General features: G+C 39.6%; 22 protein-coding genes. 8 read left to right on the top strand and 14 right to left on the bottom strand.

What is annotated here, in order from left to right:
* Nucleotides 1-185: 185 nt before the first annotated feature.
* The 6 genes from NV349_RS05995 to NV349_RS05970 all read right to left on the bottom strand — a co-directional run bounded on the left by NV349_RS05995 (nt 186) and on the right by NV349_RS05970 (nt 5,633).
* Nucleotides 186-1,436: a thymidine phosphorylase gene (locus NV349_RS05995; protein WP_036127942.1), complete on the bottom strand. Its 1,251-nt coding sequence runs from the start codon at nt 1,434-1,436 to the stop codon at nt 186-188.
* 13 nt (nt 1,437-1,449) lie between these two features.
* Nucleotides 1,450-2,631 (bottom strand): phosphopentomutase, encoded by a 1,182-nt coding sequence (gene deoB, locus NV349_RS05990; RefSeq protein WP_271912586.1) that lies wholly within the window; start codon nt 2,629-2,631, stop codon nt 1,450-1,452.
* 101 nt (nt 2,632-2,732) lie between these two features.
* A complete protein-coding gene (gene xerD / locus NV349_RS05985) occupies nt 2,733-3,635 on the bottom strand; it encodes a site-specific tyrosine recombinase XerD (protein WP_036127949.1) in 903 nt (300 codons plus the stop codon).
* A 288-nt stretch (nt 3,636-3,923) separates the two neighbouring features.
* Nucleotides 3,924-4,388, bottom strand: a complete 465-nt coding sequence (fur, locus tag NV349_RS05980) for a ferric iron uptake transcriptional regulator (RefSeq protein WP_004232171.1) — start codon at nt 4,386-4,388, stop codon at nt 3,924-3,926.
* A 121-nt stretch (nt 4,389-4,509) separates the two neighbouring features.
* Entirely contained in the window at nt 4,510-5,022 is a 513-nt protein-coding gene (locus NV349_RS05975; protein WP_271912584.1) for a hypothetical protein, read from the bottom strand.
* 53 nt (nt 5,023-5,075) lie between these two features.
* Complete coding sequence (locus NV349_RS05970; RefSeq protein ID WP_089932069.1) at nt 5,076-5,633, bottom strand: NUDIX domain-containing protein; 558 nt, start codon at nt 5,631-5,633, stop codon at nt 5,076-5,078.
* A gap of 76 nt (nt 5,634-5,709) precedes the next feature.
* Between NV349_RS05970 and NV349_RS05965 the strand changes: the two genes are divergently transcribed.
* Both NV349_RS05965 and NV349_RS05960 read left to right on the top strand, forming a co-directional pair.
* Nucleotides 5,710-6,609 (top strand): aldo/keto reductase, encoded by a 900-nt coding sequence (locus NV349_RS05965; protein WP_271912582.1) that lies wholly within the window; start codon nt 5,710-5,712, stop codon nt 6,607-6,609.
* Nucleotides 6,606-7,085 (top strand): VanZ family protein, encoded by a 480-nt coding sequence (locus NV349_RS05960; RefSeq protein WP_058843267.1) that lies wholly within the window; start codon nt 6,606-6,608, stop codon nt 7,083-7,085. Before NV349_RS05965 ends, NV349_RS05960 begins: the two co-directional genes overlap by 4 nt.
* A 423-nt stretch (nt 7,086-7,508) precedes the next feature.
* Here the strand turns inward: NV349_RS05960 and NV349_RS05955 are convergent, their stop codons facing one another.
* The 3 genes from NV349_RS05955 to NV349_RS05945 form a co-directional block, all read right to left on the bottom strand.
* A complete protein-coding gene (locus tag NV349_RS05955; protein ID WP_271912580.1) occupies nt 7,509-8,015 on the bottom strand; it encodes a GNAT family N-acetyltransferase in 507 nt (168 codons plus the stop codon).
* Between the two features lie 179 nt (nt 8,016-8,194).
* The gene (locus tag NV349_RS05950; RefSeq protein WP_036127968.1) at nt 8,195-8,461 is read right to left on the bottom strand and encodes a YqkE family protein; all 267 of its coding nucleotides are present in this window, start codon (nt 8,459-8,461) and stop codon (nt 8,195-8,197) included.
* A gap of 22 nt (nt 8,462-8,483) precedes the next feature.
* Nucleotides 8,484-9,668 carry an acetyl-CoA C-acetyltransferase gene (locus NV349_RS05945; RefSeq protein ID WP_271912579.1) on the bottom strand — a complete coding sequence of 395 codons (1,185 nt, stop codon included), beginning with the start codon at nt 9,666-9,668 and terminating at the stop codon, nt 8,484-8,486.
* A 207-nt stretch (nt 9,669-9,875) separates the two neighbouring features.
* Here NV349_RS05945 and NV349_RS05940 point away from each other — a divergent pair, with 207 nt between their 5' ends.
* The gene (locus NV349_RS05940) at nt 9,876-10,847 is read left to right on the top strand and encodes an alpha/beta hydrolase (RefSeq protein WP_271913546.1); all 972 of its coding nucleotides are present in this window, start codon (nt 9,876-9,878) and stop codon (nt 10,845-10,847) included.
* Between the two features lie 583 nt (nt 10,848-11,430).
* Here the strand turns inward: NV349_RS05940 and NV349_RS05935 are convergent.
* From NV349_RS05935 to sirA, 3 genes are all read right to left on the bottom strand, one after another.
* The gene (locus NV349_RS05935) at nt 11,431-11,901 is read right to left on the bottom strand and encodes an S-ribosylhomocysteine lyase (RefSeq protein WP_058843967.1); all 471 of its coding nucleotides are present in this window, start codon (nt 11,899-11,901) and stop codon (nt 11,431-11,433) included.
* 146 nt (nt 11,902-12,047) lie between these two features.
* Nucleotides 12,048-12,266 carry a YneF family protein gene (locus NV349_RS05930; protein WP_004232154.1) on the bottom strand — a complete coding sequence of 73 codons (219 nt, stop codon included), beginning with the start codon at nt 12,264-12,266 and terminating at the stop codon, nt 12,048-12,050.
* Between the two features lie 98 nt (nt 12,267-12,364).
* Nucleotides 12,365-12,823, bottom strand: a complete 459-nt coding sequence (gene sirA, locus NV349_RS05925) for a sporulation inhibitor of replication protein SirA (protein ID WP_170829784.1) — start codon at nt 12,821-12,823, stop codon at nt 12,365-12,367.
* A 306-nt stretch (nt 12,824-13,129) separates the two neighbouring features.
* Here sirA and NV349_RS05920 point away from each other — a divergent pair, with 306 nt between their 5' ends.
* From NV349_RS05920 to NV349_RS05900, 5 genes are all read left to right on the top strand, one after another.
* Nucleotides 13,130-13,486 (top strand): lmo0954 family membrane protein, encoded by a 357-nt coding sequence (locus NV349_RS05920; protein ID WP_036128044.1) that lies wholly within the window; start codon nt 13,130-13,132, stop codon nt 13,484-13,486.
* A 16-nt stretch (nt 13,487-13,502) separates the two neighbouring features.
* Nucleotides 13,503-14,141, top strand: a complete 639-nt coding sequence (locus tag NV349_RS05915; RefSeq protein WP_036128047.1) for a PspA/IM30 family protein — start codon at nt 13,503-13,505, stop codon at nt 14,139-14,141.
* Between the two features lie 112 nt (nt 14,142-14,253).
* Nucleotides 14,254-14,937: a cell wall-active antibiotics response protein LiaF gene (gene liaF, locus NV349_RS05910; protein WP_036128050.1), complete on the top strand. Its 684-nt coding sequence runs from the start codon at nt 14,254-14,256 to the stop codon at nt 14,935-14,937.
* A complete protein-coding gene (locus tag NV349_RS05905) occupies nt 14,934-15,974 on the top strand; it encodes a sensor histidine kinase (protein ID WP_036128054.1) in 1,041 nt (346 codons plus the stop codon). The genes liaF and NV349_RS05905 overlap by 4 nt, the downstream gene beginning before the upstream one ends.
* Nucleotides 15,949-16,581, top strand: a complete 633-nt coding sequence (locus tag NV349_RS05900; protein WP_271913544.1) for a response regulator transcription factor — start codon at nt 15,949-15,951, stop codon at nt 16,579-16,581. The genes NV349_RS05905 and NV349_RS05900 overlap by 26 nt, the downstream gene beginning before the upstream one ends.
* Before the next feature lie 92 nt (nt 16,582-16,673).
* Here NV349_RS05900 and NV349_RS05895 read toward each other — a convergent pair whose 3' ends face one another.
* Nucleotides 16,674-16,835 carry a hypothetical protein gene (locus NV349_RS05895; RefSeq protein WP_271912569.1) on the bottom strand — a complete coding sequence of 54 codons (162 nt, stop codon included), beginning with the start codon at nt 16,833-16,835 and terminating at the stop codon, nt 16,674-16,676.
* A 47-nt stretch (nt 16,836-16,882) separates the two neighbouring features.
* On the bottom strand, nt 16,883-18,877 hold the full coding sequence (gene tkt, locus NV349_RS05890) for a transketolase (RefSeq protein WP_058843965.1): 1,995 nt from the start codon (nt 18,875-18,877) through the stop codon (nt 16,883-16,885).
* Nucleotides 18,878-18,939 lie beyond the last annotated feature (62 nt).

Genomic DNA, 18,939 nt, shown 5'->3' with positions numbered 1-18,939 from the left:
TGACAGAACTAGTGCAAAGTCTTCCGAAATAGTGTCTAATCGACATACTTATAGCTTTTTAGGTTAAGTGCAGTATGGGATAAATCTACATTTTCTAAACGCCATTGCTAGCTAAAGTTTAACGATCCTTAGAACGCAAAAAAAGCGAGAGCTCACTTAAAGTGAGAGCCCTCGCTAACGAATCTTTATGCAATTGTATATGCTTGCTGTATTTTATTGATTGTCTCTTCAACAATTGGTTGATTGGCATATAAATAAGCAATCGTGTCGCCATGATTGACATGGTCACCTTTTTTAGCAATCAGCTGGATGCCTGCATCATAATCAAGTACCGATTCCTTCGTTAATCGTCCAGCACCTAGACTGACACTCGCTTCACCTACTAATAAGGCATTAATGGTTTCCACAGTGCCCTCTGCAACAGCTGTCACCGCTACTTTATGAGCGGTTTCATTTTGGACAATATCAGAAACTACACCACCTTGTGCAACAATGAACTCCTCAAATTTTGCAGCAGCAGAACCATCAGCAAGCACGCGCTTAACCGCAGCGGTCGCTTCCGCTTCATTCACGCCAGCGGCAACTTGGTACATTAAGGAAGAAATAACAATACATTCATCCAACAAATCTTCATGCGTTTCTTCCAAGCGTCCACTTAATAAGGCATACGCCTCTACAACTTCAAGTTTATTGCCAATCATTTTTCCTAAAGGATTATCCATATCACTAATATGTGCGACAACTTTACGCCCAAGTTTTTCTCCAATGGCCGTCATTGTATCCGCTAAAATCTGCGCTTCTTCTTGCGTCTTCATAAACGCACCTGAGCCGCATTTTACGTCAAGTACAATACCGTCTGCGCCACTTGCAATTTTTTTACTCATAATCGACGCAGCGATTAATGGAATAGAATCGACAGTACCTGTCACATCACGTAATGCATATAATTTTTTGTCGGCTGGTACAAGATTCCCTGTTTGTCCGGCAACTGCAATTTTATGCTGATTGACATTGTCAATAAACTCCTGTGATGAAAGCTCTGTTTTGAAGCCTTCAATGGATTCAAGTTTATCGATTGTTCCACCTGTAATGCCTAAACCCTTACCGCTAAATTTCGCCACAGGGATTCCTAAAGAAGCGATAATTGGTGTGACAACAAGTGTGACCTTGTCACCAACTCCTCCTGTAGAATGTTTATCGATTTTAAAGCCATCAATAGACGTTAAATCAATAACATCCCCTGATTCGATCATGGCCTTTGTTAAATAAAATGTTTCATCATCAGACATACCTAGTAAGCGTATGGCCATTAAAAGTGAACTTGCTTGATAATCTGGAATGGAACCCGTCGTATAGCCTTCAACAAAATACTGAATTTCAGCTTGAGATAGCTCTATTCCTTGTTTTTTCTTTTCAAACAATTGAACCATATTCATACGAAAAACCCCCTTATTTCAAATCATGTAAGAAACTTTTGCCGAATGGTGGTGCTTCTACATTAAAGTTTTCAGCAACTGTCGCTGCAATATCCGCAAAAGTTTCACGCAAAGCTAGTTCTGCTCCACCATTGAAACGTGGTGAATAGACAATTAACGGTACATATTCACGTGTATGATCTGTCCCATGGAAGGTTGGATCATTTCCGTGATCGGCAGTAATGATTAATAAATCATCCTCTGACATCGCTTCTGTAATTTCTGGTAGGCGTGCATCAAATTCTTGTAGTGCCTGTCCATAGCCTAATGGATCACGACGATGACCAAAGTTGGCGTCAAAGTCCACTAAATTTAAGAAGCTCATCCCACGAAAATCACGGCGGACAACCTCTGCAAATTGATCCATACCATCCATATTATTTTTTGTGCGTACCGAATCAGTGACACCTTCACCATTGAATATATCTGAGATTTTTCCAATGGCAATGACATCTAATCCTGCGTCCTTTAAAACATTCATTGTTGTACGACCAAATGGCTTCAATGCGTAGTCATGTCGATTGGCAGTACGTGTGAAGTTGCCTGGCGTACCAACAAATGGTCTTGCAATGACACGTCCTACTAAATATTCAGGCTGTAATGTTAATTCACGCGCCATTTCGCAAATTTTATATAATTCTTCTAATGGAATGATTTCCTCGTGAGCAGCAATCTGTAAAACAGGATCGGCTGATGTATAAACAATAATCGCACCTGTTTCCATATGTTCCTTACCGAAATCTTCAATCACTTGTGTACCGCTTGCTGGTTGATTGCACAGTACTTTACGACCTGTACGTTGCTCTAACTCAGCAATAAGCTCCGCTGGAAATCCTTCTGGATACACCTTAAATGGTTTATCGATATTTAACCCCATGATTTCCCAATGGCCTGTCATCGTGTCTTTGCCGACAGATGCTTCTTGCATTTTACCGTAGTATGCTTTTGGCTCTGTAGCCGCGTGCATACCTTGCAATGATTCAATATTTGCTAAACCAAAGGACTCCATCACTGGCATTGTAAGCCCATTCATTTTTTCAGCGATATGTCCTAATGTATGTGCACCAACATCACCAAAATTTGCTGCGTCTGGCGCTTCACCTATACCTACTGAGTCCATGACAACAACATGGATTTTGTTAAACGGTTTATTCATAATGGTTGCCTCCTAATCTCATGACTCTATTTTACCAAAAAAATGCGAAAAATAAAGGTCAGACATCCGACTAAAATATAATTTTTACTTATTGAAGAGTTTTAAGCACGTGGATGGAATTGCTTATAGACCTCAGATAATCTTGTTTTACTAATATGTGTATAAATCTGCGTTGTAGAAATATCTGCATGACCAAGCATTTCCTGCACCGCTCGTAAATCAGCGCCATTTTCGACCAAATGAGTAGCAAAGGAATGACGCAATGTATGTGGGGTTAATTCATGTTGGATGCCTGCCTTTAAAGCATGCTCCTTCATTAATTTCCAACAACCCTGCCTTGTTAAACGTTTCCCTCTTTGATTAATAAAAAACGCATCTGTTTTTGGGTGCTTTCCTTGCAACTGACCACGAGCACCGTTTAAATAGGCATTAATCGCCGAAAGGGCATTTTTGCCAAGTGGAATAATTCGTTCCTTCCCACCCTTCCCAAAGACACGGACAAAGCCCATCGTTAAATGAATATCGGCTAAATCCAGTGCAATGAGCTCACTGATGCGCATGCCAGATCCATATAGTAACTCTAGCATGGCAAGATCACGTATACCTTGTGGCTTACTTCGATTCGGAGCTGTTAGTAACGCTTCGATTTCTTCGATAGATAGGATATTCGGTAGCTTTTGCTCAATAGTTGGCATTTCTAAATGAACAGTTGGATCTGTTTCTGCACGCTTTTCTCGCAGTAAAAATTGATGGAAACTCCGGATAGAAGAAATATGACGGGCAACGGTACGGCTTGTCTTCCCCTGTGCTCGCAATTGCTCTAAATGCCGTAAAATAGTTGTTCGTTCCACACGGCTAAAATCAGCCATCCCCTCTGCTTCCTGCAAAAAATGCACATAGCTTTCTAAATCACGGCGATAGGATGCTAATGTATTAACAGATAACTGCCTTTCCACCTGAATAAAATGGATATAGTCCTCTACTGCATATTGAAATTCATTCATCATAACGCCCCCTCACTGTCAATTATTCTCTATTTTATCATGGCCTTAAGAAATGTGCTAAAGCCCCCTCTATTCGACATAATCCAACCATATTATCGTTACATTATAATTAATCCAAGGCCACTCTACTTAAATGTGTCCAAGTTATTAATAACTCTTTCATTAAGCTCGTCCGAGGAGACTTCTGTTCTTACACTTCGCTTTCGGAACAAAAACATTTGCTGCCTCAAAAAAACAAAAAACTGCCCGATTCAATCTATACTTAAGATTAAAACAGACAGCTTTTTGTTATTTTTCTTCATTCGATTCGTCGTTTTTATCATGACAGCGCCAGCATATGCCGTGGAAAGTTAGTCGGTGATCTTTTATAATAAAGTTCCAACGTTTTTCAACAACGGCTTCCACATCTTCAAGTAAATCTTCTTGAATTTCATCAACAGCACCACATTCGATACAAACAAGATGATGGTGGAAATGGGCAGCTCCCTCTTGGCGTAGGTCATAGCGCGATACGCCATCGCCAAAGTTGATTTTGTCGACAATTTTGAGCTCAGTTAATAATTCTAACGTTCTATAAACAGTAGCTAGACCAATCTCTGGTGCTTTTTCTTTTACTAAAAGATAAACATCCTCAGCACTTAGGTGGTCCTCTTCGTGCTCAAGCAAGACAGCAACTGTCGCTTCTCGCTGCGGCGTCAGCTTGTAACTAGCACTATGCAGCTGTTTTTTTATACGATCAATTCGGCTCTCCATGTGACGCCCCCCTAAACTCTTTCCATTATACCAAAGGAGTAAATCCTATTACAAGATAGTGAATAGATTTCTAACATGCTTCTATTTTTTATCTGATCACAATTTCTGTCCATTCAATCCTTCATTTTAACACATAAGCAATAATAATAAACTCAGCAACTATTATGATGAAAAATGCGATAAAATTCAACAAAATTGTTCGACCAGATACTTGTTTCCCGATTTTTCGCTTGGACCAAGCGGGTACAAGTAAATTGCATAGGACTAGCAACAATATACAATAGATGAGCTGAAATGGAAACCACCAAATCGTATAAAGCCAAAAAGCTTCAAGTTTTTGTAATAAAAAAACAGAACTAAAGCCAAAAAAAGTGGCACGTATGGCTACTGTCACACGCACTAAAACTTTTAATACGCTATGTGTTGCTAGTAATAATACAAGACCTATAGAAATAGTGACAGGCAGTACTAAACGAAAAATGGAGTGCCTGTCCCCATCTGCTAAACGAGGCTCTATAAATAATATAAATGGTTCCGCTTTCGGTCCACCAATAATATGAAAGAAAATAACGCCGCAAACAAAACTTACTGCAATGATGGAAGCGTGATAAAAAATAGACACCGTACGAGACATAAACATGCTCCTTTTCTATCAAGGTTTGTACAGCTTATGCTCGTCCGTCTCTATTATGCTAAAAGATTATTTTCTAAATTGGCAGCCAGCCAGAGTACTGCAAATGCCGTTTTAGCATCATATATACGCTGATCTGCCACCATTATTTGTGCTTCTTCCAACGAAACTTCTAATAATTCGACAAATTCATCCTCATCTAAATCTGCTTTATTATCTATTGTATATAATTCCCTCGCTACAAACAAATGAATAACTTCATCCGCAAAGCCTGGTGATGTTGCAAATGTTTGTAAAAAAGTCAGTTTATGCGCTCCATAGCCTGTCTCTTCCTCTAATTCACGACGTGCTGTCACCACTGGCTCCTCACCAGGTTCCAGCTTCCCTGCCGGAATTTCAATGATTGAACGTTCAAGCGCTTTACGATATTGTTCTACCAACACTAGTTTCCCCTCGTCCGTAACGGCAATAACTGCTACGGCACCGGGATGCTTTATGATTTCACGTTTCGCAACCTGTCCATTTGGTAAAGTTACCTCATCAATTTGTAGTTTTATTATTCTTCCATCATAGATTGGTGTTGTTGTCGTTGTTTTTTCCTCAAACTTTTTCACTGACGATAACCTCGCTTGTTCTTCAGATATGTTCATTGTACCATTACAAGTAGAGAAATCGAAGGAGGACGATCATATGAAAAAAAGACAGCTTGGCATAAGTGAATTGTTTATTTCAGAGATTAGTTTAGGAGGCATGTCTCTTTCGACAGATAAAAAGCAAGCAGCTGCCATTGTCGATATGGCATTAGATGCCGGGATTAATTATATCGACACAGCGGATTTATATGATTTTGGTGCAAACGAAGAAATCATTGGTACAACGTTAGGTAAACGTCGTCATGATGTCATCCTAGCAACAAAGGTAGGAAACCGTTGGACAGAAGGCGTCGATGGTTGGCATTGGGACGCATCCCCAGACTATATTCAAGAAGCTGCCCATGCTAGCTTACGACGACTAGGTACAGACTATATTGATGTCTATCAATTACATGGCGGCACAATCGAAGATGATTGGGATGGAATTATTGACACATTTGAAGGACTTAAAAAAGAAGGGCTCATTCGTGAATATGGCATTTCTTCTATTCGTCCAAATGTATTGCAGCGATTTTTACCTGCAAGCTCAGCTAAAAGCGTTATGATGCAATACAGTGCTCTAGATCGTCGCCCTGAAGAATGGTTTGAGTTTATTGCAAATCAAGGTGCATCTGTTGTAACACGTGGCACAGTGGCAAAAGGCTTATTAACAAATAGCTGGCAACAACGTCTACAACAGGTCAATGGTTTTAACGGCTATACGACAGAGGAATTAACAGCATCGTTAACAGACTTAGCTTTACAATATGATGATTTACATGCGCTGGCCATCGCCTTTAATTTGAAAGAGCCTACGATCGCTTCAACGGTAATTGGGGCAAGCTCACAACAACAGCTAGCTCAAACGCTAGCTGCCTATGAAAAAATCAACGTAATCACAGATTTTAATGCAGCCAATAAACTGACTAAAAATGAGCAGTATCAAGAACACCGATGAAAAAATGGCTGGTCTTCATCATCTGTCTTGTCATATTAGTAATCTCCTCTAGTATGACCTATGAGCAACAGAGTATCCTACCAGAATTAGAAGATCTACTTGCCAATAAACCTTTTGAAAAACAACTATCTGTTTTAAAAATTCCCTATTGGGGAACCATCGTTTCCGTTGAAGAACGTGGTTATTTTCCATTTGTAGAGTTTTTAATTCGTAAATTGACACATTTTATTGGGTTTGGATGCATTGCACTTGGTCTGTATTTTGCTTGGGGAAAAAGACGTTTTGCAGCAAGTATTGCCATTGCAGGAACAGCTACAATTGCTATCATTGACGAATTTCGTCAAAGCTTTACACCAGGTCGCACAATGAGCTTCCAAGATGTCTTGGTTGATACAGCTGGAGCCATTGTTTTTGTGAGTATCGTTGTTGCACTGAGAAAAATACTTAAAAATAAAAGACAAAAGGCATTACCGTAGCCTTTTGTCTTCATTGTGTTGAATAACAAAATATCCATAGAATTTAAAGTAAAAAAAGGTTTGCCGCTCTACAAAAGAGTTCTCTTTTTTACAAAGGTTTCACAAATAAAATGAAGGTGTTCACTACTTTATTGATGGTAGTGGTGATTAATCGCGTCTCCACTCTCTAAAAATAGAAATATTTTATTCACTACTGCTACTGACACTTTTACAGAATGGTTAATGTGGAGTGGAGCCAGCGTCACAGAGAAGACCCTGGAGCGAACGTAAGTGAGGGAAGCAGATCATCGGACGCCCCCTGAAAAGGACGCTGGCGGAACGGAACTACTCGCCTTGCTAAAAAATATTCTTTGTGACATTACCATTTTTCACCAAAATAAAGACAAAAGGCTCTATTATAGCCTTTTGTCTCAGTCATTTATTTTAAAGTTGGAATCTCCAAAAATAGAGGGAGTTTGTTTCTTTATACAAGGTAGCTCCTGCTTTTTCTAAAACTCGATGGGATGCCACATTATCTTTTTCGGTATCTGCAATAACGTATTTTACATTTAGCTGATGAAGTAACCAGTTTTGAAGAGCTATGATTGATTCTGTCATATAGCCCTGCCCCTGATAAGGAGGAAAAGTATAATACCCAATCACAACTTCCTCTTGGTCATTTGGCATACCTTTTAGCATTATGCCACCAACAGCACAATTTTTCTCTTTTAACACAAGTAACCAGTTCGTATGCCAAAGATAGTTTTGCTCATCTTCTACGACTTTGGAAAGTCTAAAATACAATGCTTGTTTAAGCTCACAATCTAAACGCCCCTCACCCATACTTAATGACAACTGCTTGGCCATTTGTTTCTCATGCTCTATTAGTAATTTTAGATACTTGGCGTTTAAAGGAATTAATCTTATTCTTTCTGTCTGTAATTCTACCATGTTGTTCTCCTAACATAATTTAATTGATACTAAACTACAATTAGGTATATGTTATTGGCAGCGTCTCCCGTTCCATTAAATTCAAAAATCTCTCTTTGTATATCGACTATAACGACATAATTTAAATGCTATAAAAGACAAAACAGTGAACCCACCTGTGTGAATTCACTGCTTTATTCTTAAAATTTAGAGCCTTTATCGCCGTATTCGTTTAGTAATTCTTCAAACGATTTATTTTTTTCACGTTGTTTGCGTTCAAACGCTAATTTTGCTTGACGTTCTTCCTCTGCCGCCTGCTCTTTGGCTGTTAAATCTTGCTTCGCCGCTTTTAATTTTGCGAGCACATCGCCGCCAAGCTGATCCGCTAATGTGACCGCCTCTTGCTTAGGTAGGCTAGCTGTCATGCTATTGTCAGTACGTTGCTGCTGTTTTCGTTTCTTTCCCATTACATTCACCTTCTTATTGATATCAAGGGCGCTTTACAACAGTCGCTACGCCTTGGCCACCGCCAATACATAATGTGGCTAAGCCCATTTTTGCGTCACGCTTTTCCATTTCATGCAATAGCGTCACTAAAATACGAGCACCACTTGCACCGATTGGATGACCAAGAGCAATAGCACCCCCGTTAACATTTAGTTTATCATGATTAAAGCTTAATTCACGATCTACAGCAATTGATTGTGCTGCAAATGCTTCATTTGCTTCAATTAAATCGATATCGTCTAAAGTTGTCTCTGCTTTTGTTAGTGCTTTTTGGACAGCTTTTACAGGACCTGTCCCCATAATAGCTGGATCGACACCTGCGCTGGCATTCGCTGTAATAATTGCCATTGGTTGAATGCCTAGCTTTTGTGCTTTTTCCTTTGACATCACCACAACTGCTGCTGCACCATCATTAATACCCGATGCGTTCGCTGCGGTAACGGAGCCATCCTTTTTAAATGCTGGTCGTAGCTTAGCTAAGGACTCCGCTGTCACACCTGCTCGTGGAAATTCATCTTTATTGAAAAGAAGTGGCTCTCCCTTACGCTGTGGAATCTCGACAGCCACGATTTCATTTTCAAACTTGCCAACTGCAATCGCTGCCTCTGCACGTTGCTGAGAACGAGCCGCAAAAGCATCCTGTTCTTCTCGAGAAATTTGATACATATCACATAAATTTTCAGCGGTAATCCCCATATGATAATCATTAAAAGCACACCATAGGCCATCTTGAATCATTGTATCTACTACCTTTTGATCGCCCATTCGGAAGCCTTCTCGCGCATTTTTTAAGACGTAAGGTGCTTGGCTCATATTTTCAAAGCCCCCCGCAACAACAATCTCAGCATCTCCCGCTATAATCGCCTGTGTGGCTAAATGAACAGCCTTTAAACCCGATCCACATACTTTATTAATTGTTAATGCTGATACCTCGTGAGGTAACCCCGCTTTAATTGCCGCTTGACGAGCTGGATTTTGTCCAAGCCCTGCCGCTAAAACATTCCCCATAATAACCTCATCGACCTGTTCTCCTGCTACGCCTGCACGTGCTAACGCCTCTTTAATGACAATGCTACCTAACGTTGTTGCTGGTACGTCTTTTAATGTCCCCTGAAATGAGCCTATCGCTGTACGCACAGCACTCACGATTACTACCTCGTTTGTCATAATCATTCTCCCCTTTTCCCCGTTCAAAAATCAACACTGCATGCATATGCTACTAGCAGATATGTATATTTTAACAAATATTTTGACGATTTTCGATAATAGAAATAATCGCAGTTTTGCCAAAGATATTGTAAAATGTTGACGTGTTTTAAACAATCTTAGTTGGGAACATTACAAATAAGAAACAGCATGTGGAGGTGTTTTATGATGAAAAAGAAGATGCTTTTATTCTCTGGTATTACAACAACGCTAGCCGCAGCTGCAACAGGTCTGTTCGGCTTCGCGCTTTCCAATAAATTAATGTATATCCAACAAAAAGACCCGGAGTTTGTTCGAGAACGAGAAACGACTGCCAAGCGCTTTGATGAAGCTTGGTACAATAATAACTTGAAATGTGAACTCAATATTGATTCTCCTAATGGCTACTCAATTCGAGGCATTATGTTTCAGCCTTTGCAAACTAATAACACCATCATCATTTGTCACGGTGTCACTGAAAATAAAATAAATTCCGTAAAATATGCTCGATTATTTGAAAGACTTGGCTATAATTCAGTTATTTTTGACCATCGTCGTCATGGTGAATCTGGGGGCAAAACAACGAGTTATGGCTACTATGAAAAAAATGATCTTGATGCAGTAGTAAAGACAGTGAAAGCCATGATTGGTGAAGACGCTATCCTTGGGATTCACGGTGAATCCATGGGGGCAGCAACTATGCTACTTTATGCTGGAACAGTGGAAGATGGTGCTGATTTCTATATTTCAGACTGTGCGTTCTCCGATTTTTCCATGTTGTTGAAGCAAATCGCCAAAACCGAATTTAAATATGGCTCCATTATTCCCATTCGCTTTGCCGATTTCTTTGTCCGCCTCAGAGATGGCTACTCCTTCAAAAGTGTAACACCTGCTGAAGCCGTGACACATATTGAAAAACCAGTACTCTTTATTCACAGTATTCCTGATACATTTATTCCAGCGTCGATGTCACTAGATCTCTACAATAAAAAAGCAGGTCCCAAAAAATTAAAACTTTTTGACACTGGGGCACATGCACAGTCCTTTAATGAAAATATAGATGAATATGAGGATTTAATTCATGATTTTTTAGAAAGTTTTATTTACCAAAAAATCAATCCCGAGTCTTCCTCCTCCAATGTCATTCCATTCCATTTTTAGCACACATGAAAAAAGATCATGTCAAAGGCAGAAAAAGCAACTTTGCAAGGTGAGAGGTTGATTTCCGTTCCGCCAGCGCCCTTTCCAGGGGGCGTCCGATGAGCCGCTTCACTCACTTACGCTCGCTCCAGGGTCTCATCTGTGACGCTAATCCCCTAGGAGTGACGCTGGCTCCACTCCAATCAACCATTCTGCAAAGTGTCTTTACTTTTTTTCATAGTAATATAGCGATTAAATAGCCCATTATTTTTAGAGGGAATAAGCTCTTATTTTCAATGTGGGGAAGTGATGTGTGACAACACCTCTCCATAAAGAGTAGTGAAGACCTTCGCCTTATTTGAAAACCTTTGCTAAAAAGGTAATACTTTTGTAGGTTGGAGTGGAAGGCTACTTGACTCCCGTGGGATAACGAGACAGGCGAGCCTCTAAACGGAGCGATAGCGGAGGAAGCGGCTCGGGACGCTTGCCCACAGGAAAGCAAGTAGCCTGCAAGGGAAATCCATTTCTACCTTCCAATTGACTGTTTTGTTTTTCAACACTAAGAAAACCTTGCGGAATTATCTCCGCAAGGTTTTATAAATGATTATTCTCCAAAAACGATATGCCATTCATCTCGTTTTGCTAAAAATTCTTCAGCTAATGATTGTGCACCTTCCAAGCTATGGCTAGCAGCCCAGCCACACTGCACCTCATTGCATGCAGGAACAGCTGTTGCTTTTGTCACATCAATAAATGTTTTCTCTAAAATAGTTAATAATTCCTCATAATCATTATGATTAATCAGTGATACATAGAAGCCTGTTTGGCAACCCATTGGACTAAAATCAACAATGTGATCAGAGTAGTTACGAATAATGTCAGCAGATAAATGCTCTAAAGAATGTAAGGCAGGCATATCCATATGCTCTTTATTTGGCTGTTTAAAGCGAATATCATATTTGTACACTTCGTCGCCATTTTGACCCGTTTTAACACCAGCTAAACGAACATAAGGTGCCTTTACTTTTGTATGATCCAGATCAAAGCTTTCTACATTTGTCTTTTCTTTTTGCATAATACATAACCCCTTTCCGTATGGTAATTCTATTATACATAGTTTCCCGATAGAATTATATGATTTTCAAGAATTTTTTAAATACTGTAAAAAATATAAAAAAAAACAACTAGTTAAGTTTGAACTAGTTGCTCTCATCATTCCGATTACTTTTGGAATTTATTCATTTGTGCCATCATTTGACGTACTTGCTTTTCAGACGGCGTACGACCCATTTGTGCCATCATCATACGAATCATTTGCTCATTAATAGGTGGGTTTTCTTTTAAATATTTCATCATAGCTTGACGAGCGAAATAGAAACCAAGTGCCGCTCCCGCTGCTAATGCGATAATTACGATAATAATCCAGCCCCATGTAGGCATACAACCAACCTCCTCCACTACAATATACCGAGAAAAACTCTCCACGCACCATTATACACCAAATGATAGCGTGTTACTATATATTGTAGTGAATTTTCCTAGTGCATTGTATACTTCATCGGCTTTAACCACCCACACTCATTATCCTGTTTATTAAAAGCAATAAACCGTTCACTCATTTTGGCAAGCATTTGAAATAAATCTAAATCTAGCATTCGCGAACCTTCACAATAAACGCAAATTTTACGATCGACCAAATAAATAGCCATTTTGCCTTTTATCGGATGTTCTAAAAACAAAGCATTGCGGGCTCTTTCTAAATGTGCATATTTGGAATCAAGTTGATGTTCCAACATCGCTGCAATTTCTTCAAAACGAACAGATTCACATATATATGCAAGCTCTTTTAAGGATTTCTCGTTGGCGTCTTCACAGCCTTGCATCATCTCTAACAACTTACGCTCTCTGCCAAAAATAAATGTTAAATGCTCTTCTTTTATCTTATATATAGAATAGGTTCTCACCAGAAATCCTCCTTCGCTCAGTTTCTTTTCCATAAGTATAGCTCATCCAACCTTGTTAATTTGTCAAACGAAGGAAGGATCTATCTTCTATTTTTGTCGAAAAAATTCTAGTTTCGCATCTATAAATGACTTTATGACAAATGGTATTTTTTGATAAAACAAAATAGTTATTTTCCAAAAACAAGAAAAAGCAGCTCGTTTTATACGCCAAAAACCCACTTTCGTTACAGCTTAGATGGTTCTCAGCCTCAAGACCTAGATCAAAATCAATTTCGAGTCCGTTTTAGACAATCTTGTATAGAGGTAACATAAAGGTACAAACGAAAGGAGCTAAAACAAATGAAAAAATTTCTTTTATTAACTGGAGGCGTCATCGCAGCATGTGTTGCACTTGCCTTAATAGGACCACTGGCAGGTTTACTATTCTCTGGATTATTTGTAGCACTAGGCATGCATTTCTACATGGCAAGCAAATCAACATTCGGTAAAATTTTCTGGTTTACAGTTGGTCTAATCGGTGTTCTATCAGCAGTGTCTAACATTCCAGCAATGATCGGTCTTGCAGCTATCGCTATTATCTATGTCATCTATAAAAAATGGAATGGCGAAGATGTAAAAATCCCTACAATCGAAGGGAAAAAAGAAGAAGATCCGTTTACAAACTTTGAAAAAGAATGGTCAAACTTAACAAAATAAAAAGGAGCGAAATTAAATGAATTTATTTCAACGTTTTAGATATACAGTAGAGGCAGACTTACATCAAATATTTGATAAAAAGGAACAAAAAAATCCGATTGCAATGTTAAATCAATACATTCGCGAGGCAGAAAAACAAACAGAACAAACAGGTAAATTATTAGAACGACAAGGGCAATTAAAAGAAAAGCTAGAGCAAGAATATAAGCAAAATGCTGAATTACTAGCTAAACGTGAAGCCCAACTAACATTGGCAACAACTAGTGGTGAACAGGATTTAATTGATTTCGCTACAGATGAAGTAACGGCTTACACAGCTCGTAATCATACACTACAAGCGAGCATTGAATCGAGTACACGTGAATACTTCGAGCTAGAGCGTAAATTCGAAACAATGAAGCATAAAATTAAAGATATGAAAGTACGTCAATTACAGCTGATGGGAAAAGAAAATGTAACACGTGCTCACCATCAAATGGACGGCATGATTGCCAAAAACAATAAAACAAATTTTGAAGATTTAGAAGCCTATATCGATAAATTAGCTTACCAAATCGATAAAGATCATGAGGTAACAACTTTCGAGGCAAGACTGGCAGAATTAGAAAAAAAAGCAGCAGAAGATCACTCACCACTGCTAATTGAAAATAAATAACATGTTATAATGAAAGCAATGCGCCAACTTTATAAGGCGCATTCTTTCACGTTTAAAAATAGAGGGTCCCATTCCCTCTCTTATACTATTAGTAGAAGGAAGGGTGACCCTCTTGCAAAATTTCACAACAAATAAGCTCACGTTTTGGGTACTATGCTTCTTTTTACTCGTCTTTGTAGAGCTTACTATTTTTAATAATGGCGGAGCCTTCTGTTTATTGATTGGGGCAGTACTTCTTTATTTAAGTTTTTCCAAAAAAGTTCGTTTTTTTAAATGGACAGGAATTTTCTTCATTGCTATTGCTTTGTTTACCATGTGGAGCCTACGTTTATTCGTCGTCATCATGCTCTTATATATGCTTTATCAATACCTACAACGAGAAAACGAACCAAAGGTAGTCGGTGCAGAGCTTTTTGAAAAGCTTCCTACAACTAAAAATGACTTGATTGGCACAATGCCAGCACCTACAGAAGCGTACAAATGGCAAGATGTACAAATTCAACGCCTTGCAGGAGATATTACGATTGATACAACACAAACAATTTTACCTGCTGGCACTAGTCTCATTACAATTCGCCAAGGGATCGGGAAAGTTCAAATCTATATTCCCTATGAAATCCCTTTCCGTTTACAGTATACGACGTTATTTGGTGAGCTTATCTGCTTACATAAGGGGCCACAACGCATCTTAAATGAAAGTATTACTTTCGCTGACGGCAACCCTGAGGATGCTAAACGCGTTTTAATTATTCATGTCGCAACCTGGCTGGGAGATTTGGAGGTGCTACGAAAATGATTGCCTTTATCTCAAGATTGTTTACGCTATTTTTCATTTTAATGAGTGCTGTTTTCGGTCTGCTTGTGGCGGTATGGGGCAATCCGGATGAAAAAACATGGGAGCCATTGTGGCAGCAGACTTACGATAATATTCCGCTAGGAGGCATCATCGTAGTTAGCCTGTTTGTACTTAGCTTCCTGTTTGCTAGCTGGATCAGCATGACTGCTCGGGCACGAGAAGCTCAAGCAACACGCATTGTGAAGCAATTAATCGAGCCTGATTTTATTTTCCCTAAAAAACAAGCACTTCCGAAATCATTAAAAAAGGCAATAGTTCAAACAAGTGAATTAATCGATACACAGCGAAAAAGCTTACAGCGACTCTCCAATGAACGGGCAGAAGCAAATGATAAAATTATTCAGGAGCGTATTATTGCTGAACGCCAACGACTTGCTAGGGAATTGCATGATTCCGTATCACAGCAATTATTTGCGGCTTCTATGTTACTCTCAGCATTAACTGAAAATGACGAAAATGCTACTAGCTTAAAACAGGTGGAAAAGATTGTTCAGCAGGCACAGCTAGAAATGCGCGCATTGCTGCTCCACTTACGACCTGTAGCTCTACACAATAAAACGCTAGCACAAGGCTTAGAGGAATTGATTATTGAACTTCAACAAAAAGTTTATTTCCATATTGAATATGAGCTAGAGGAAATGGCCTTAACAAAAGCAGAAGAAGACCATTTATTCCGTATTGCACAGGAAGCCCTCTCTAACACGCTCCGTCATGCCAAAGCAAGTGAAGTGGAGTTACTGCTTGTTGCACGAGATGACTTAGCCATTTTACGAATTCAGGATAATGGGTTAGGCTTTGATGTGGAGGCCGATAAATCAACTTCGTACGGCTTACAAAATATAGCTGAACGAGCTGTTGAAATTGGCTGCACATACAAAATTGTGTCCGTGCCTGAAGAAGGAACGATTGTGGAGGTTAAAATTCCGCTACAGAAGGAGGAGGTTCATGTCGATGATACAAGTGCTCATAGTGGATGATCATGAAATGGTACGGATTGGCGTTTCAGCCTATCTTTCAGCACAACCAGATATTACAGTTGTAGGTGAGGCTGAAAACGGCAAAGAGGCTGTGGAGCGTGCCCTTGCCCTAAGACCTGATATTATTTTAATGGATAATGTCATGCCCATCATGACAGGAGCAGAGGCAACAGCGGAAATTTTAACGGCATGGCCAGAGGCAAAAATCATGATGGTGACTAGTTTTTTAGATGACGATAAAGTCTACCCTGCTTTAGAGGCTGGTGCGGTAAGCTATATTTTAAAAACTTCTAATGCTAAACAAATTGCCGATGCTATTCGTAAAACCATAGGTGGCGAAACAGTATTAGAGCCAGAAGTCACATCCAAAATGATGCACCGTATGCGCCACGGTAATAATACGCCCCTTTACGAACAGCTCACTGACCGTGAAATGGAAGTATTATTGCTCATGGCAAAGGGTAAAGCCAATCAGGAAATCGCTGACGAACTATACATTGCCTTAAAGACCGTAAAAACACATGTTAGCAATATTTTAGCAAAGCTCGAAGTGCAAGATCGTACACAGGCCGTTGTCTACGCTTTTCAAAGTGGCCTTGCTAAATAACACCTACATAAAAAACTGCATGTCAGCATGCAGTTTTTTCATGTATTTAGAGATACTTGATTAGATCCACAATATACCTTTTCTAATTCTTGTCATGATCCATAACCATATGTCACGCTGATAGCATCAAAATCATTTTCACGAGCCCCGATCATGATAAATTGTTCCTTTGGATACTTGGCAAAATGATGCAGCACCTCTGCAATAATCTCACTTTTATCATAATGAAAAACGATAAAAAAATACCGCAACACTCAGCGAACTTAAACATCGACTGAGTGTTGCGGTATTTTAATATAAATTATAGTGCTTTTACTTTCGCTACGACATTTTCTACAGTGAATCCGTATTTTTCCATTACTAATTCACCTGGAGCTGATGCACCGAACTTGTCGATTGCAAGAACGTCACCTTCAAAGCCAGTATATTTATGCCAGCCAAATGATGCACCCATTTCAATCGCAAGACGTTTTGTCACAGCTTTTGGTAGGACAGATTCTTTATAAGCTGCGTCTTGTTTTTCAAAGCGATCCATAGACGGCATGGAAACAACTGCCACATCCACACCTTCTGCTTTTAATGCTTTCTGTGCTTCAACAGCAAGTGAAACCTCAGAGCCTGTTGCGATTAAAATAGCATCTGCTACTTCTTTTGTAGCAGGAGATACTGTGTAAGCACCCTTCGTAACACCATCACGAACTGTTTCAATAGAAGCGTCAAGGACAGGTAAGTTTTGACGAGATAATACTAAAACAGTTGGCGTTTTTTCTGATGCTACGGCAAGCTCCCAAGCTACTGCTGATTCATTTGCATCCGCAGGACGAATAACAGAGAGATTTGGCATCGCACGTAGTGATGCAAGGTGTTCGATTGGTTCATGTGTCGGACCATCTTCCCCTACTGCTATAGAGTCATGTGTAAATACATATGTTACAGGAAGCCCCATTAATGCAGAAAGACGAACTGCTGGACGAACATAATCAGAGAATACGAAGAACGTACCGCCAAATACATTTAAACCACCATGAAGAGCCATACCGTTCATTGCAGCACCCATTGCAAATTCACGAACACCAAACCAGATGTTGCGACCAGCATAATCGTCTGCAGAGAAATCGCCTGCACCCTTCATCGTTGTTTTATTGGAGCCAGCAAGGTCAGCGGAACCACCAAAGAATGAAGGAGTTTTCTTCGCAATGGCATTAATCGCGTCACCAGAAGAAGAACGTGTTGCTACAGATTTACCTGCCTCATATACTGGTAGCTCTGACGCAAAGTCCTCTGGTAATTCACCATTCATCGCTTTTTCAAATTGAGCCGCTAACTCTGGGAACTCTTCTTTATATGCAGCAAATTTAGCATTCCAAGCTTCCTCAGATTGTGCACCTTGTATTTCAGCAGCAGCATTAAATGTATCATACACTTCAGCAGGAATTTGGAATGGCTCGTGTGCCCATTCATACGCAGCTTTCGTTAAGACAACTTCATCTGTACCAAGTGGCGCACCATGTGAATCTGCTTTACCAGATTTATTTGGAGAACCAAAACCAATCACTGTTTTTACTTCAATTAATGTTGGTTTGCCAGTTGATTTTTTCGCTTCTTCAATTGTGGCATTAATGGCATCTACATCTGTACCATCAGCCACTTTTAAGTAATTCCAGCCATAAGATTCAAAGCGTTTTTGTACGTTTTCTGAGAATGACTTTTCTAAGTCACCGTCTAAAGAAATATCATTAGAATCGTAAAGTACGATTAATTTTTCAAGTTTTAAGTGACCAGCCAATGAAATAGCTTCAGCTGCTACACCTTCCATTAAGTCACCATCACCACAAAGGGCAAATGTGTAGTGGTCAACGATATCATGACCAGGTTTATTGTAAGTAGCCGCTAAATGACGCTCAGCCATTGCCATACCAACTGTCATAGCAATCCCTTGACCAAGTGGACCAGTTGTTGCCTCTACACCTACTGTATGACCGTATTCAGGATGTCCTGGTGTTAATGAATCCCATTGGCGGAAGTTTTGAATTTCTTCCATTGGTAAACCATAGCCTCCAAGATGAAGTAAGCTGTACAGAAGCATAGAACCATGACCAGCTGATAGTACAAAACGATCACGGTTATACCATTTTGGATTTGCTGGATTATGGCGTAATTGTTTTGTCCATAGCGTATAAGCCATTGGCGCCGCCCCCATTGGTAAACCTGGGTGACCAGAATTTGCTTTTTCGATAGCGTCGATTGACAAAGTTCGAATAGCATTAATTGCTAAAAGATCCGCGTGTTGAGTCATTATATTGTGACATCCTTTCTCGTCCTATATTGTTCTTTTACAGTTTAGTCAACATTGCTTTA

The sequence above is a fragment of the Lysinibacillus sp. OF-1 genome (genome assembly GCF_028356935.1).
Lineage (GTDB): Bacteria > Bacillota > Bacilli > Bacillales_A > Planococcaceae > Lysinibacillus > Lysinibacillus fusiformis_D.
The sequence above is the reverse complement of the archived record's forward strand: the minus strand, read 5'-3'. Positions and strand labels throughout refer to the sequence as shown.